General features: G+C 72.1%; 15 protein-coding genes. 3 read left to right on the plus strand and 12 right to left on the minus strand.

Annotated features, from left to right (window positions below; translation table 11 throughout):
* The first annotated feature begins 66 nt into the window (after positions 1–66).
* The gene (locus ACFHW1_RS22360) at positions 67–1,035 is read left to right on the plus strand and encodes a 5'-3' exonuclease (protein ID WP_416555833.1); all 969 of its coding nucleotides are present in this window, start codon (positions 67–69) and stop codon (positions 1,033–1,035) included.
* On the opposite strand, the gene ACFHW1_RS22365 is transcribed toward ACFHW1_RS22360, so the two are convergent.
* Together ACFHW1_RS22365 and ACFHW1_RS22370 are read right to left on the minus strand one after the other, a co-directional pair.
* Positions 1,014–1,913, minus strand: coding sequence for an MHYT domain-containing protein (locus tag ACFHW1_RS22365; protein ID WP_416568622.1), 900 nt, complete (start codon positions 1,911–1,913; stop codon positions 1,014–1,016). The genes ACFHW1_RS22360 and ACFHW1_RS22365 overlap by 22 nt on opposite strands.
* Before the next feature lie 168 nt (positions 1,914–2,081).
* Entirely contained in the window at positions 2,082–4,865 is a 2,784-nt protein-coding gene (locus ACFHW1_RS22370) for a DEAD/DEAH box helicase (protein WP_416555831.1), read from the minus strand.
* A 223-nt stretch (positions 4,866–5,088) separates the two neighbouring features.
* Here ACFHW1_RS22370 and ACFHW1_RS22375 point away from each other — a divergent pair, with 223 nt between their 5' ends.
* Positions 5,089–5,784, plus strand: coding sequence for an HAD family hydrolase (locus ACFHW1_RS22375; protein WP_416555874.1), 696 nt, complete (start codon positions 5,089–5,091; stop codon positions 5,782–5,784).
* Here ACFHW1_RS22375 and ACFHW1_RS22380 read toward each other — a convergent pair whose 3' ends face one another.
* The 6 genes from ACFHW1_RS22380 to ACFHW1_RS22405 form a co-directional block, all read right to left on the minus strand.
* A complete protein-coding gene (locus tag ACFHW1_RS22380; protein WP_416555830.1) occupies positions 5,785–6,714 on the minus strand; it encodes a diacylglycerol kinase family protein in 930 nt (309 codons plus the stop codon).
* Positions 6,711–7,670: a twin-arginine translocase subunit TatC gene (gene tatC / locus ACFHW1_RS22385; RefSeq protein ID WP_416555829.1), complete on the minus strand. Its 960-nt coding sequence runs from the start codon at positions 7,668–7,670 to the stop codon at positions 6,711–6,713. The genes ACFHW1_RS22380 and tatC overlap by 4 nt, the downstream gene beginning before the upstream one ends.
* 18 nt (positions 7,671–7,688) lie before the next feature.
* Complete coding sequence (tatA, locus tag ACFHW1_RS22390) at positions 7,689–7,991, minus strand: Sec-independent protein translocase subunit TatA (protein WP_416555828.1); 303 nt, start codon at positions 7,989–7,991, stop codon at positions 7,689–7,691.
* 205 nt (positions 7,992–8,196) lie between these two features.
* Positions 8,197–8,451 (minus strand): hypothetical protein, encoded by a 255-nt coding sequence (locus tag ACFHW1_RS22395; protein WP_416555827.1) that lies wholly within the window; start codon positions 8,449–8,451, stop codon positions 8,197–8,199.
* Positions 8,452–8,460: 9 nt separating this feature from the next.
* Positions 8,461–9,468 carry a helix-turn-helix transcriptional regulator gene (locus ACFHW1_RS22400; protein WP_416555826.1) on the minus strand — a complete coding sequence of 336 codons (1,008 nt, stop codon included), beginning with the start codon at positions 9,466–9,468 and terminating at the stop codon, positions 8,461–8,463.
* Complete coding sequence (locus tag ACFHW1_RS22405) at positions 9,465–10,460, minus strand: helix-turn-helix transcriptional regulator (RefSeq protein WP_416555825.1); 996 nt, start codon at positions 10,458–10,460, stop codon at positions 9,465–9,467. Before ACFHW1_RS22405 ends, ACFHW1_RS22400 begins: the two co-directional genes overlap by 4 nt.
* Before the next feature lie 80 nt (positions 10,461–10,540).
* Between ACFHW1_RS22405 and ACFHW1_RS22410 the strand changes: the two genes are divergently transcribed.
* Positions 10,541–11,638, plus strand: coding sequence for a DUF3866 family protein (locus tag ACFHW1_RS22410; protein ID WP_416555824.1), 1,098 nt, complete (start codon positions 10,541–10,543; stop codon positions 11,636–11,638).
* A gap of 15 nt (positions 11,639–11,653) precedes the next feature.
* On the opposite strand, the gene ACFHW1_RS22415 is transcribed toward ACFHW1_RS22410, so the two are convergent.
* The 4 genes from ACFHW1_RS22415 to rfbA all read right to left on the minus strand — a co-directional run bounded on the left by ACFHW1_RS22415 (position 11,654) and on the right by rfbA (position 14,876).
* A complete protein-coding gene (locus ACFHW1_RS22415) occupies positions 11,654–11,878 on the minus strand; it encodes a hypothetical protein (RefSeq protein WP_416555823.1) in 225 nt (74 codons plus the stop codon).
* 17 nt (positions 11,879–11,895) lie between these two features.
* A complete protein-coding gene (gene pafA / locus ACFHW1_RS22420) occupies positions 11,896–13,254 on the minus strand; it encodes a Pup--protein ligase (protein ID WP_123601522.1) in 1,359 nt (452 codons plus the stop codon).
* A 90-nt stretch (positions 13,255–13,344) separates the two neighbouring features.
* Complete coding sequence (locus ACFHW1_RS22425) at positions 13,345–13,968, minus strand: dTDP-4-dehydrorhamnose 3,5-epimerase family protein (protein ID WP_416555822.1); 624 nt, start codon at positions 13,966–13,968, stop codon at positions 13,345–13,347.
* The gene (gene rfbA / locus ACFHW1_RS22430) at positions 13,968–14,876 is read right to left on the minus strand and encodes a glucose-1-phosphate thymidylyltransferase RfbA (RefSeq protein WP_416555821.1); all 909 of its coding nucleotides are present in this window, start codon (positions 14,874–14,876) and stop codon (positions 13,968–13,970) included. The genes ACFHW1_RS22425 and rfbA overlap by 1 nt, the downstream gene beginning before the upstream one ends.
* Positions 14,877–14,915: the final 39 nt, after the last annotated feature.

Below are 14,915 nucleotides of genomic sequence, written 5' to 3' on the forward strand. Positions count from 1 at the left end.
CCGCACCGGCCCGACGGCCGTGCCGGACAACCAGCGGTGTCACCGGGCTGTGCGAGGCTGTAGCGCGTGAACCGATCCGACTCTCTGCTGGCCGTCGACGCTCCGAGCCTGTACTTCCGGGCGTACTTCGGGGTGCCCGAGTCCGCCGCCCGCACCGCCGACGGCGAACCGGTCAACGCCGTACGCGGCTTCCTCGACATGCTGGCCGCGCTGATCACCCGGCGGCGGCCGGCGCGGCTGATCTGCGCCCTCGACCACGACTGGCGGCCCGCGTGGCGGGTGCGGTTGCTGCCGTCGTACAAGGCACACCGGGTCGCGCCCACCGGCGGGGAGATCGTCCCGGACACCCTGGTGCCGCAGCTGCCGGTACTGCGGGACGTGCTGTCCGCACTGGGGGTGCCGGCGGTCGGCGTGGCCGGCTATGAGGCCGACGACGTGCTCGGTACGCTCGCCACCCGCCAGGCCGGCCCGGTCGAGGTGGTCTCCGGCGACCGGGACCTGTTTCAGCTGGTCGACGACGACCACCCGGTCCGGCTGCTCTACGTCGGTCGGGGGGTGGCCAAGCTGGAGGACTGCGACGGCGCGGCCGTCGAGCAGCGCTTCGGCGTACCGCCCGCCGGGTACGCCGACTTCGCCGCACTGCGTGGCGACCCGAGCGACGGCCTGCCGGGAGTGCCGGGCGTCGGCGCCAAGACCGCCGCGCGGCTGCTGCAGCGGTACGGCGATCTTGCCGGGCTGGTCGCGGCACTGGACGACCAACGGTCCGGGTTCGCTCCCGGTCTGCGGGCCCGACTGGCGGCCGCCCGCGACTACCTGGCGGTCGCGCCGACCGTGGTACGGGTGGCCAGGGATCTCGATCTGGCGGTCGAACCGGTGCGGCTGCCCGCCGCACCGGCCGACCCCGACCGGTTGATGGAGCTGGCGGACCGGTGGAACCTCGCGGGTTCCTGCCGGCGGCTGGTCGACGCGATGGCACAGGGCGCCGGCGGGTCCGGCGGTGCGGACGCTAGCGGTCAGGCGTTGAACCCGTTGTAACCGCCTGACCGGCTCGACGCGTTCTGCTCACCGCTGGTGTTCGAGCCGCTGCGTAACGGGGTGAACCCATTCGGCCGGGCCGGGGTCGGTGGCTGTGGGGTACTACGCCGCTCGGCAATCCGCGCGTCGAGGTACGCCGCCGCCGCCCGGTCCTCCTCGGTCGGGGCGGACAGGACCGCGTACACCAGGCCGATCACCACGAGCAGCACCGCCACGCCGATCGGTACCAGCAGGGTTGCCGCAGTCGCCCCGTTGAGCACGCCGGTCGGCTCGTGCAGGTGCACCGACATCGCCGTCATGCCGGTGAAATGCATGCCGTTGACCGCGACACCCATCAGCAGCGCGGACCCGGTCATCGCCAGCGGCCGGCGGACCGTGACCGCCAGCCACAGCGCCACCGTTGCCGCGATCACCGCGATCACCACGGAGAGCGTCACTCGGCCCCGCGCGTAGTCGATGTCGCCGTTGAGCCGCATCGCGGCCATTCCGGTGTAGTGCATCGCGGCCACGCCCAGGCCGGTGATGACCCCGCCGAGCAGGATCTTCACCAGCGACGGCCGGCCGAAGCCGACCAGGAACAGCCCGAACGCGACTGCGGCGATCGCGATCACCGCGCTGGCGATGGTGATCGCGATGTCGTAGCGGATCTGGGTGCCGGCCACGCTGAAGCCGAGCATCGCCATGAAGTGCATGGTCCAGATGGCGGTGCCACCGATCGCGAACGCCGACAGCGAGAGCCACCAGGCCCGCCGGCCCGGGGTGTCCGACTCCCGGACCCGCACGGCGCAGATCAGTCCGAGAAACGAACCGAGCACCGACAACGCGTAACTCAGCGTTGGCGTAATGAAGCCATATTCAAAATGGTTGATATCTGCCATGTCCACCCCTTCGGCCCGAACCACAGGCTGGTACTCCCCGAACCGATGGTGAGCAGCGAAAAGGGTCTTCGCAAGCGATCGTTTGGTTGTTTCGTCGGGCCGTGTCGACATTGTGATGCACCACCGGTACCGGTGATCACGGCACGCTATTCGACCGTCAACCGACAGTCACCCCGCCGTCTGGTACGCCAGCACGCCGCGCTGCAGCGCGGACACCGCCTGCGCGGCCGTCCGCGCCAGCTGCGGCGACGCACCCCGGGCCTGGGCCAGCTGCCCGAGCATGTCGGCGACCTGCCGGGCCCACCGGACGAAGTCCCCGGCCGGCATCTCCCCGTCCAGGCTGTCCCCACTGGCCAGCACCTTGGCCAGCGGCTCGCCCCGGGCCCACCGGTAGATCGGCCAGACAAAGCCGAGATCCGGCTCCCGGGTCGACTCCAGGCCGGCGGCCGCCTCGTCGGCCTCCAGGCTGGCCCAGATCGCAGTGGTGGCGTCCACCGCCACAGCGACCGCCCCCCGCGGCAGCGCCGCCCGCTCGTCGACGTCACGGCGGGCCTCGTACACCACCACCGACACCGCGGCGGCCAGCTCCGCCGGCGCCAGACCGTCCCAGACACCTCGGCGCAGGCACTCGGCGACCAGCAGGTCGGTCTCCGTCCAGATCCGGGCCAGCATCCGCCCTGCGTCGGTCACCGTACCGTCGGATGTCAGGTAGCCGCGGTCGGTCAGCAGACCGCAGACCCGGTCGAAGGTCCGGGTCAACGATCCGGTCCGGCCCGCCACCCGGGCCCGCAGCTCGTCGGTGTCGCGGGCCAGCCGGTGCCGTCGTTCTGCCCAGCGGGCATGCTCCTCCCGGTCCGGACAGCTGTGGCAGGGGTGCCGACGCAGCTCGGCCCGCAACTGGGTGATCCGGTCGTCGTCCCGGTCACCGCGCGCACGCCCCCGGCGGCGTCCGCCGTGGCGACCCAGGCCCGTCCCGGCGACCGCCGCCGCCAGATCCCGCCGGGCCGCCGGTGACCGGTGGTTGAAATGCTTTGGCACCCGGATCCGGGTCAGCACTTCCGCGGGGACGGTGAAGTCGCCGACCGACACCCGGCCCGCCCACCGGTCCTGGGTCAGCACCAGCGGGCGGGGTTCGCCGAACCCGCCCGCCCCAGGGTCCAGCACCACAGCCAACCCGGCCCGCCGGCCCGACGGCACCCGGATGACGTCACCGACCCGCAGCCGCTCCAGCGAGTCGACCGCCGCGGTGCGCCGCTGCTGCTGACCCTGCCGGGCCAGCTCCCGCTCCCGGTCGGCGATCGCCACCCGCAGATCGAAGTACGCGTCGAAATCGCCGAGGTCGCAGCGCGTCTCGACGCCGTACGCCTCGATGGTTTCGGTGTTGCGCTGCGCCTGCCTGGCCAGGCCGACCACCGACCGGTCCGCCTGGAACTGGGCGAAGGACGACTCGAGCAGTTCCCGGGCGGCGTTGAAGCCGACGGTGCCGACCAGGTTGACCGCCATGTTGTAGGACGGTCGGAAACTCGACCGCAGCGGGTAGGTCCGGGTCGAGGCGAGCCCGGCGACGTGCCGTGGATCGACCTCCGGCGACCAGACCACCACCGCGTGGCCCTCCACGTCGATGCCGCGCCGGCCGGCCCGCCCGGTCAGCTGGGTGTACTCGCCCGGGGTCAGGTCGACGTGCGCCTCCCCGTTGAACTTGACCAGCCGCTCCAGCACCACGCAGCGGGCCGGCATGTTGATCCCCAACGCCAGCGTCTCGGTGGCGAACACGGCCTTGATCAGGCCTCGGACGAACAGGTCCTCGACGACCTCCTTGAAGGCCGGCAGCATGCCGGCGTGGTGCGCGGCGAGACCGCGTTCCAGCCCGTCCAGCCAGCCCCAGTAGCCGAGCACCGACAGGTCCTCGGCCGGCAGGCTGGACAGCCGCGCCTCCACCAGCCGACGGATCTCGGCGCGCTCGTCCGGGGTGGTCAGCCGCAGACCGGCGGCCAGGCACTGGGCGACGGCGGCGTCGCACCCGGCCCGGCTGAACACGAACAGGATCGCCGGCAGCAGACCTTCCCGCTCGAGGCGTTCGATCACGTCCGCCCGCAGCGGGGGACGCCAGCGCGGGCCGCGACCACCGGACCGGCCCCAGCCTGGCCCGTGGGTACGGCCGTCACCGAGTTCCAGCCGGCGCAGCATCTCCCGGCTGTAGCGCAGCAACTCCGGATGCACGTCATGCTTACGGGCCGCGTCAGCGTCGTGGAACAGGTCGAACATCCGCCGCCCCACCAGCATGTGCTGCCACAGCGGGACAGGGCGGTGCTCGCTGACCACCACCTCGGTCTCGCCACGGACGGTGACCAGCCAGTCGGCGAACTCCTCGGCGTTGGACACCGTCGCGGACAGCGACACCAGGGTGACCGACGACGGCAGGTGGATGATCACCTCCTCCCAGACCGCTCCCCGGAACCGGTCGGCGAGGTAGTGCACCTCGTCCATCACCACGTACGCCAGGCCGTCCAGAGTGGCCGAGCCGGCGTACAGCATGTTGCGCAGCACCTCGGTGGTCATCACCACCACGGGCGCGTCGCCGTTGATCGCGTTGTCCCCGGTCAGCAGCCCCACCTGGGCGGCGCCGTACCGACCGACCAAGTCGTGGTACTTCTGGTTGGACAGTGCCTTGATCGGGGTGGTGTAGAAGCACTTACGCGGCGGGCCGCCGGCCGACGCGGCACCGGCGCGCAGCGCCAGGTGGACCGCGAACTCGCCGACCACCGTCTTACCCGCCCCGGTCGGCGCGCAGACCAGCACCCCGCTACCCCGTTCCAGGGCCTGGCAGGCGGCCCGCTGGAAGTCGTCCAGGTCGAAACCGAGATCGAGGGCGAACTCCCCGAGCGCGGGAAAGGCGGCGGCCTGCGCGGCCCGGCGGCGCGCTGCGGCGTACCGCTCGGCGGGGCTCGACATACCGCAAGATTAATCGCAGCCGGCCGGCAGTGTCCCGGTCAGGGCCCTCGTCACTCGCGGGCGCCGCCGGTCGGGCGGCGGCGCCACTCGGGTTAGGGCAACCTACCGGGCCGCCGAGCCGGCTCGATAAGGTGCAGGCGTGCCGGATCATCCCGAACGCCCCCGCCCCGACGTATCCGCCGGTCCCGGGCACGAACCGGCCGACCGGCCACGACGCCGCCCAATCGAGGCGGTCCTGTTCGACTTCCACGGCACCCTCGCCCAGGTCGAGGACCCGGTCCGCTGGGTCACCCAGGGTGCCGAGGCGTGCGGGGTGGCCCTGGACCGGGGGCGGGCTACCGTCCTCGCCGACCGGCTGCTGACCGCCGGCCGGGCAGGCGGGCCACTGCCCACCCGGGTCCCCCCGCAACTGGCCGAGGTGTGGGCCGACCGCGACCTGTATCCGCAGGCGCACCGGGCCGCGTACACCGGGCTGGCCGCGACGGTCGACAGCGGGGTGGACGGCCTGGCCGAGGCCCTCTATCAGCGGCTGCTCGGCCCGGACGGGTGGCTGCCGTACGCGGACACCGCCGCGACGTTGCGGGCCCTGCACGCCGCCGGGGTGCCGGTCGCCGTGGTCAGCAACATCGGCTTCGACATCCGTCCGCACTTCACCGCCTGGGGCCTGGCCGACCTGATCGGCGCCTGGGCGTTGTCCTACGAGGTGGGCCGCTGCAAACCCGACCCGGCGATCTTCCTGCGGGCCTGCGGGATGCTGCGGGTCGATCCGGAGCGGACCCTGATGGTGGGCGACACGCCGGCCGACGCGGGCGCCGTACGGGCCGGCTGCGCGGCGCTGGTGCTGCCGGCGGCCGACCCGGGCCGGGCCAACGGACTCGCGGCCGTGCTCGACCTGGCCACCGGCGAGCCGGACCGGTGATCACCGCAGCAGCCGCAGTGCTCCCGGCACGGCGGTGACGGTCACCGGTAGCGGCCCGAGCCGTTCGCCGTCGGCGTAGCAGACCAGGTCCGGCGCCTCGATCGTCACCTGGCGGGCCCGGAGACTGCGCACCATCGGGTGGTCGACGTGACTGCCCCTTCGGACCTGCGGTTTGATCCGGATCAGCGTACGGCGGGAGACCGGCCCGGCCACCACCACGTCGAGCAGACCGTCGGTCGGGTCGGCCGCTGGGCAGATCCGCATCCCGCCGCCGTAGCTGGCGCAGTTGCCGACCGCGACCAGGACCGCGTCGAGCTCGTCCGGCTCGCCGTCGCACATCATGCGGTAACGGCTCGGCCGCAGCCGTGCCAGCTCGACCAGGATCGCCAGATCGTAGCGGCGCGGCCCAGCCGGCCAGGGCATTCGATTGGCCCGCTCGTTGACGACCGCGTCGAACCCGGCGGCCAGCACCGCGCCGAACCACCGGTCCGGCCGGCCCGGTGCGGACACCCGGGCCAGGTCGACGGGCCGGCTCCGACCGGCGGCCAAGGCGGCGGCGATCACCGCCGCCGCACGGGCCGGATCGGCCGGGAAACCGGTGCCGGCGGCGAAGTCGTTGCCGGTGCCGGTCGGCACCGGACCCAGCGGGATGTCGGTGCCGGCGAGCGCCTGCAGGGCAAGGTGCACGGTGCCGTCGCCGCCGAGGGTCACCAGTGCGGCCGCGCCGCCGGCCACCGCGGCCCGGCAGGCGCTCGCTGCCTGGTCGGCGGCGACGGCGGTGAGCAGCCGCACCGGCCGACCGGTCGCCGCCAGCAGGTCACGGACCAGCGGCAGGACGGCCGAGTGCCGGCCACGGCCGGCACTCGGGTTCGTCAGCACCGCGACCGCGCCGGGCACGACGGCGGACGGACCGCCGGCCGGACCGGTCACGTCATGTCGTCGTAGCGACGCTCGATCGGCAACGGTTTCGGCACCGGCTGGGTCGGCACGACCGGGGTGACCGTCTCGGTGCGGTCGGCGACCGACACCGGCTGCGGGTCGTCGTCCAGCGGTGACGCCTCGTCGTCGTCCAACCCGGCGTAGACCTCCTTGCCGCGGCCACGACGCTTGTCGTTGAGGAAAGCCACCCCGACCGCGACGAAGTACAACAGCGCCAGACACAACGCCAGCAGGGTCATCCCGAACGGACCCGGGTCCGGACTGGCGATCGCAGCGAACGCGAAGCAGACGAAGACCACCGCACGCCACCAGCTGAGCAGACGTCGCCCGCTGACCACGCCGGTGAAATTGAGCATCAGCAGCACCAGCGGGAACTCGAACGCGACCCCGAACAGCAGGATCATCGTGGTCACGAACGAGATGTACCGGGTCACCTCGAGCTGGGTGGACACCCCGGTGACACCGGCCTCGAGCAGGAACGCCAGCCCCTTGTCGACGACGAAGTAGGCCAGCGCCGCGCCGGCGACGAACAACGGCGCGGCGATCGAGACGAAGACGTACGCCCACTTGCGCTCGTGCCGGTGCAGGCCGGGCGCGATGAACGCCCAGAGCTGGTAGAGCCAGACGGGTCCGGCGACGATCAGGCCGAGCCAGAGCGCCAGCTTCAGCTTCAGGACGAGGCCGGCAGCCGGGGACAGCTGCAGGAATTCCCGGCAGGTGCCGTCTGCGGTTGTCTCGCCTGTGCCGGGCAACTCGCAGTACGGCTGCTTGAGCAGCTGGTACACCGGATCGGCGAGGAAGTAACCGACGATCAGCCCGACGACGATGGCCAGCGAGGCCCAGAACAGTCGGGTACGCAGCTCACGGAAGTGCTCGATCAGGGTCATCGAGCCGTCGGAGGCACGGTCGAACTTGCTCGGACCGCGCCGACGCAGGGCGAAGCCCACGGCAGGAGACCTTTCCGGTCAGTTGGCGTCGCGGACGCGCTGCGGCTGATCGGCCGTCGGGGCCGGCGGTGGCTGGTAGCCCGGCTGGTGCACGCTGGTCGGCTCGATCACCGGCTCGGCCTGGTACGGCGCACGGCCGTGCTGAGCGTCGGCCTTCTCGGCGAGGTCCTTGTCGTCGTCGGCGAGGCTCTTCGTCTCGGCCTTGATGATCCGCAGGGATCGGCCGAGCGACCGCGCCGCGTCCGGCAGCCGCTTGGCGCCAAAGAGCAGGATCAGCACGACCACAAGTACGGCGATGTGCCACGGCTTCAGGGCATGCATGGCATAGCTCCAGTCGGTGCGTCGGTGGTGACGAGCCCATCGTACGTGCGTTCGCCGGGTCCGCCACCTGCCAGACCGGGTCAATCTGGCGGGGTTCGGTGGAGTCTCAACCACGATCAACTGACTCGTCAACCACGGACGGCGCAACGCTGACCGGCGCTTCGCAGGCACTGGACGAACAGGCCAGGCCGGCGTGACCGGCTGGTCAGCCGCAGCCGTCCGGCCGGTCCCCGGGCCGTCCGGGCCGTGGACCCGTGGCCGCCAGGCTTTGCTCCAGCTTCGCCAGCCGCAGCTGCAACTGCTCGGCCTGCGCAGCCAACGCCTCCGCTTCGTCCTGGCGGCGCTGCAGGGCGAGCGCGGCACGGCGCAGCGCCGGCAACCGGGTCAGCACCGGACGGACCGCCGCGACGAGCACCAACAGCGCGCATCCCAGCACGGCGAGAACGATCCAGGTCAGCACCTGAGCAGACTAGCCGCTAGCGGACAGGTCCGCAGCCGGTGCACCACCGGGAACGGCGTACGCGGCAAGCGCGGCGGACGCGGCCGCGTGCACCTGCGCGACCAACTGCGCCGGAGCGACCACCGTGACGTCGGGGCCCAGCCCGAGGACGAACCGGCGGGCCCAGGCCAGGTCGGTGACCCGCATGGTGACCAGCCACTCGCCGTTCGGTTCGACCCGGACGTCCTCGCACGGGTAGTACTCGGTGATCCACCGGCCGCACCGGCCGACCCGCAGAACCACCAACGGTAGGCCCGGCGTCGGTTGGAACGCGGCCTCCCGGGGCTCGTGCCGACCGGCCTGCGGCGGTACGGCGGCCGGCTGGTCCAGCTCGACCAGGGCGTCGACCCGGTCGGCCCGGAACAGCCGGACCGCCTCGGCCCGCCGGCACCAGGCCTCCAGGTAGCCCCGACCGCCGATCATGAGCACCCGGATCGGGTCGACGACCCGATCCGTGGTTTCGTCGCGGGCCGCCGTGTAGTAGGTGATCCGCACCGCCCGGCCGCTCTGTGCCGCCGACCGCAGCCGGTCCAACCGGGCCGTGTCAGCGGGCAGGCGTACCGCCACCGGGGCACCGGCCGACTCGCCCGCCGCGTCCTCAATTTTGGCCAGCGCACGCTCCACAGCGTCCCGGTTGGCCAGCCCCGGCGTCTCGGCCAGCATCCGCAGCGCCACCACCAGGGCGAGGGCCTCGTCCGGCGTCAGCCGCAACGGTCGGTCGATGCCGGCGTCGTAGGTGATCGTCACCCGGTCGCCATCGAACGCCATGTCGATCAGGTCGCCCGGACCGTAGCCGGGCAGCCCGCACACCCACAGCAGCTCTAGGTCCTCCCGCAGTTGACGCGCGCTGGTGCCCAGGTCGGCGGCGGCTTGGGCGATCTCCACGCCCGGCCGGGCCAGCAGGTAGGGCACCAGGTTGAGCAACCGGGCGAGCCGGTCGGCGGAGGCCCGCGAGCCGGTCGGTCGGGACGTGGTCACCCTCGCACCTCCGCACCGGCCGGCTGGTGCGCCACCACGATCTCCTTCAGCCGCTGGATCACCAGCTCGCGCAGCTCCGGCGGATCGAGCACCCGCACGTCGGCGCCGTACCTGGCCAGCTGGCCGGCGAGCGCCTCCGGCTCGGCGTAGCGCAGGGTCAGCTGGTCTCCATCGGGGCCCGGGACGCAGGACTCCGCACCGCGCCGCAGGCCGGCAGCCCGGCCCGGCCCGGCCAGCACGGTAGCCACGCCGGTACGTTCGACCGGGTCCGACCAGCGGGCGACGTGACTGATCAGGTCGACGCCGGTCGGCGGGGAAAAACTGGCGGCCCGACCGGTGAGCCGCACCGCGCCCACCACCCGGGACAGGCGGAAGCAGCGGGTAGCCTCGCGGTCCTGGTCGTGGCCGACCACGTACCAGCGGCCCCGCCAGCAGACTACCCCCCAGGGCTGCAGCCGCCGCCGGGTGGGGGTGTCGCCGCTCGGCACCCGGTAGTCGAAGGTCACCGGACGCCGGTCACGGGCCGCGGCGGTCAACGCGGCGAACGCCGGGTCGACCGTGACCACCGGTTCCACCCCGAGGGTGGCCTGCGGATCCACGTCGATGCCGGCGGCCCGCAACTTGGCCAGTCCGGACGAGGCGGCGGCGGCCAGCCCGGCATGCTGCCACAGCCGGGCGGCGATGCCGACCGCGGCGGCCTCCTCCGGCTCCAGCGGAATCTCCGGCAGCGCGTACTCGCGGTGGGCGATCCGGTAGCCCGGTTCGCTGTCGAAGGCGCTGGCCGCGCCGGTCTCCAGCGGCACGCCGAGGTCGCGCAGCTCCGCCTTGTCCCGCTCGAACTTGCGCTGGAACGCCTCGTGGTCACGGACGTCGGACGGATCGTGTTCGTAGCCGGGTACGGTCGCGGCGATCTGCGCGGCGGTCAGGAAGCGCCGCGTCGACAACAGGCAGATCACGAGATTGACCAGGCGTTCGGTCCGGTTGCGGGACACGGCACGACGCTAGCAGTGTCGGCGGTGCAGCGACCGCCCCGCCCGGCCGCTGCACGGGGGCGCAGGTTAGCGTGCCCGGCATGGTGCGATGGCGTGACGGCATGGTCACCGCGGTCCGGCGGCGGTGGCGTGGGGCGGTCGAACTGGACGTCGCCGTCGACGGGGAGCCGGTGCGCGCGGTGGCCTATCCGGCGCTGGTCGGCGAACCCGAACCCGGCGACCGGGTGCTGCTGAACGTCTCGGCACTGCTGATGGGGCTCGGCACCGGCGGGTACGCCCTGGTGGTGGCGGTGCCGGACCGGCTGCCGCCGGACCCGCCGGGCGGGCGGGACCGCTCCGACGGGCATCTGGTGAAGGCCCGGTACACCCCGCTGCAGGCGATCGTGTGCGGGGTCGACGAGGAGGCGTCACCGCACCGGCAGGTGCTGGTTGACGCCGAGGACCTGGCCGGGATGCCGGTGGTCACCGCCGACCTGCACTCGGCGCTGCCGGCGATCGTCGCCGGCGTCCTCGCCGACCGGCCTCGGCTGCGGGTCGGGTACGTGATGACCGACGGCGGGGCGCTGCCCGCTGGCTTCTCCCGGACCCTCGACGGGCTGTCCGCAACGCTGGCCGGCACGGTCACCGTGGGCCAGTGCTTCGGCGGCGATCTGGAGGCCGCCACCGTGCACAGCGGGCTGCTGGCGGCCCGGCACGTGCTGGCCGCCGACGTGGCGGTGGTCTGCCAGGGTCCGGGTAACCTCGGCACCGGCACCAGATGGGGTTTCTCCGGCGTCGGGGTGGGCGAGGCGGTCAACGCCGCCGCCGTACTCGGCGGGCAGCCGGTCGGCGCGCTGCGCATCTCCGCCGACGACCCTCGGCCGCGCCACCGCGGCCTGTCGCACCACAGCAGCACCGCGTACGGGCGGGTGGCGCTCGCTCCGGCGGACCTGGTGGTCCCGGCGGACCTGCCGGCGGAGATCGCCGACGACGTGGCGACCGCGTTGGGTCAACTGGTGGCGCCGACCGGCCGGCACCGTGCGGTACGGGTCGCCACCGACGGTCTCGACGCGGCGTTGCGGGCCAGCCCGGTGCCGCTGCGGACCATGGGCCGGGACCTGGCCGGCGACCACGCCTACTTCCTGGCCGGCGCGGCCGCCGGCCGGCACGCGGCGGCGCTCGCCAGCGGTGACGGCTGACCCGGCGGCACCGGCTCAGCTGACGATGATCAGGACCACCCAGGCAGCCAGGATGAGCGCCAACCCCGTGGCGAGCACCCAGGTGGGCACGGTGTACTCGCCGCGCCGGTTGCGGGCGATCTCTGCGGCGATCTTGTTGCGCCGCCGCTCGAGCCAGGTCTCGGTCCGGGGAAACGGACTCGGCCGGCCGGTGGCGGACGGCGGCGGCGGCGCGGGATCGTCGCGGGTGGGGTCAACCATCGTCCGTGAGCCTACCGTCACATGCTCGCAATCAGCCGCTCCACCCGCTCGTCGTAGGCCCGGAACGGGTCCTTGCACAGCACGGTGCGCTGCGCCTGGTCGTTCAGCTTGAGGTGGACCCAGTCGACGGTGAAGTCCCGCCGCTTCTCCTGGGCGTGCCGGATGAACTCCCCACGCAGCCGGGCCCGGGTGGTCTGCGGCGGGGTCTCCTTGGCCTCGAAGATTTCCGGGTCGGTGGCCACCCGGTCGACCTGGCCGCGCCGCTCCAGCAGCGCGTACAGCCCGCGGCCGCGGCGCAGGTCGTGGTACGCCAGATCCATCTGGGCGACCCGCGGATGGGACAGCGGCAGATCGTGCTTGCGCTGATAGCGCTCGATCAGCTTCAACTTGGTCACCCAGTCAATCTCCCGGGCGACCGGGTCCAGGTCGCCGGTCTCGACCGCCCGCAGTGCCCTGCCCCACAGCTCGACGACCCGTTTGGCGGTCTGGTCGCCGCCCCGGCGTTCGACGAACTCCGTCGCCCGGGCCAGGTACTCCTGCTGAATCTCCAGCGCGCTGACCTCCTTGTTGGAGGCTAGGCGGATCTTGCGCCGGCCGGTGATGTCGTGGGAGACCTCGCGGATCGCCCGGATCGGGTTCTCCAACGACAGGTCCCGCATGACGACGCCGGCTTCGATCATCCGCAGCACGATGTCCGCGCTGCCGACCTTGAGCAGCGTGGTCACCTCGTTCATGTTGGAGTCGCCGACGATGACGTGCAGCCGGCGGTACCGCTCGGCGTCGGCGTGCGGTTCGTCGCGGGTGTTGATGATCGGCCGGGACCGGGTAGTCGCCGAGGAGACGCCCTCCCAGATGTGCTCGGCCCGCTGGGACAGACAGTAGACCGCCCCGCGCGGTGTCTGCAGCACCTTGCCTGCACCGCAGATGAGCTGCCGGGTGACCAGGAACGGGATGAGCACGTCCGCCAGCCGACCGAACTCGCCGTGCCGGGAGACGAGATAGTTCTCGTGGCAGCCGTACGAGTTGCCGGCCGAGTCGGTGTTGTTCTTGAACAGGTAGATCTCGCCGGCGATGCCCTCGTCGTGCAGCCGCTTTTCGGCATCCACCAGCAGCCCTTCGAGGATCCGCTCGCCTGCCCGGTCGTGCGCCACCAGGTCGGTGACCGAGTCACACTCCGGCGTGGCGTACTCCGGGTGGGATCCGACGTCGAGGTAGAGCCGGGCCCCGTTGCGGAGGAAGACGTTGCTGGACCGCCCCCAGGAGACCACCCGGCGGAACAGGTAGCGCGCCACCTCGTCCGGCGACAGCCGCCGCTGGCCGCGGTAGGTGCAGGTGACACCGTACTCGGTTTCGAGCCCGAAGATTCGCCGTTCCATGACCAGACATTAGCCGCCCCGAGGGCTCCGTGGTCAGTCTCGGGCGACCTGTCAGACGAACTACGCCCGACAGGTCGCTTTCGCGCAGAGTTATTGGCCAGATGCGTACGGCGACTCGCCGGCGGTGAGCCGGGCGACGAACTCCCGACAACGGCCGTAATCGGGCAACAGGCCGTCGGCGCGGGCCTGGGCCAGTGTCGGGGCCGCGTCGTCGCGGGCGGACAGCTGTGGCGCGGCGACCGGCCAGTCGATGGCCAGGTCGGCGTCAAGAGGATGCACGCCGTGCTCGGCGCGCGGGTTGTAGGTGGTCGAGCAGAGATAGTTCAGGGTGGCGTCGTCGGACATCGCGCAGAACCCGTGACCGAGTCCTTCGCTGAGGTAGACCGCGCGGCGGTCCACGTCGTCTAGCCGCACCGCCGTCCATCGGCCGAACGTCGGTGAACCGACCCGCAGGTCGACGACCACGTCGACCACCGCGCCCCGTACGCAGCTGATGTACTTGGCCTGGCCAGGCGGCACATCGGCGAAGTGGATGCCCCGAACGACGCCGCGCGCCGAGACCGACAAATTGCCCTGGGCCAGCCGCAGCGGGTGCCCGACCGCCCCGGCCAGGTGGTCGAAGCGGTACCATTCCAGGAACAGCCCACGTGGGTCACCGTGCTGCTGCGGGGTGACCTCCCAGGCGCCCTCGACCTCGAGTTCCCGAATCTTCATCACGCCTCCTCAGCCGGTACGGCGTCGGACAACCGGTGGTCGTGGCGCTCCTCGAGCAGGCTTAACAGGTAGTCGCCGTAACCGCTCTTGGTCAGCGGCTCGGCGAGGGCACGCAGCTGACCGTCGTCGATCAGTCCGGCGCGCCAGGCGGACTCCTCGATGCAGCCGATCTTCATGCCTTGGCGTTCCTCGATCACCCGGACGAACTCAGCGGCCTGCATCATCGAATTGAACGTGCCGGTGTCCAGCCAGGCCGTCCCTCGGTCCAGCACGGTCACCGACAGCTGACCGGCCCGGCGGTACGCCTCGTTGACCGCAGTGATCTCCAGTTCGCCGCGGTCACTCGGTTTCAGCCCTGCGGCGATCTCCACCACCTGGTTGTCGTAGAAGTACAGTCCGGGCACCGCGTAGCGCGACCGAGGCTGCTTCGGCTTCTCCTCGATCGACAGGACCCGGCCGGCGGCGTCGAAGTCGACCACGCCGTACGCCTCGGGGTTGGCCACCGGATAGGCGAAGATCAGGCCGCCGGTCAGGTCGGCGTGGTCGGACAACTTCCGGCCCAGACCGATGCCGTGGAAGATGTTGTCGCCCAGGATCAGCGCGACGGACTCATCGCCGATGAAGTCCGCGCCGAGCACGAACGCCTGGGCGATGCCCTCCGGCCGGGGCTGCGCCCGGTAGCTCAGCCGCAGACCGAACTGCGCGCCGTCACCGAGCAGTCGCCGGAACTGCGGTTGATCCTCCGGTGTGGTCACAACCAGGATCTCCTGGATGCCGGACATGATCAGGGTGGCGAGCGGGTAGTAGATCATCGGCTTGTCGAAGATCGGCATGAGCTGTTTCGACACAGCGCGAGTGATCGGCCAGAGCCGAGATCCGGTACCGCCGGCGAGTAGGATTCCACGCACGGCGGGAGCCTACCGGCCTGAACACCCACAGCAACCGTC

The organism is Micromonospora sp. LOL_014 (assembly GCF_048060245.1).
Classification (GTDB): domain Bacteria; phylum Actinomycetota; class Actinomycetes; order Mycobacteriales; family Micromonosporaceae; genus Micromonospora_E.

Coding starts and splice junctions, on each gene's coding strand:
- ACFHW1_RS22415 (WP_416555823.1), bottom strand. CDS start 11,878: ATGGTTGACCCCACCCGCGACGATCCCGCGCCGCCGCCGCCGTCCGCC.
- pafA (WP_123601522.1), bottom strand. CDS start 13,254: ATGGAACGGCGAATCTTCGGGCTCGAAACCGAGTACGGTGTCACCTGC.
- ACFHW1_RS22410 (WP_416555824.1), top strand. CDS start 10,541: ATGGTGCGATGGCGTGACGGCATGGTCACCGCGGTCCGGCGGCGGTGG.
- ACFHW1_RS22365 (WP_416568622.1), bottom strand. CDS start 1,913: ATGGCAGATATCAACCATTTTGAATATGGCTTCATTACGCCAACGCTG.
- ACFHW1_RS22425 (WP_416555822.1), bottom strand. CDS start 13,968: ATGAAGATTCGGGAACTCGAGGTCGAGGGCGCCTGGGAGGTCACCCCG.
- tatA (WP_416555828.1), bottom strand. CDS start 7,991: ATGCATGCCCTGAAGCCGTGGCACATCGCCGTACTTGTGGTCGTGCTG.
- ACFHW1_RS22370 (WP_416555831.1), bottom strand. CDS start 4,865: ATGTCGAGCCCCGCCGAGCGGTACGCCGCAGCGCGCCGCCGGGCCGCG.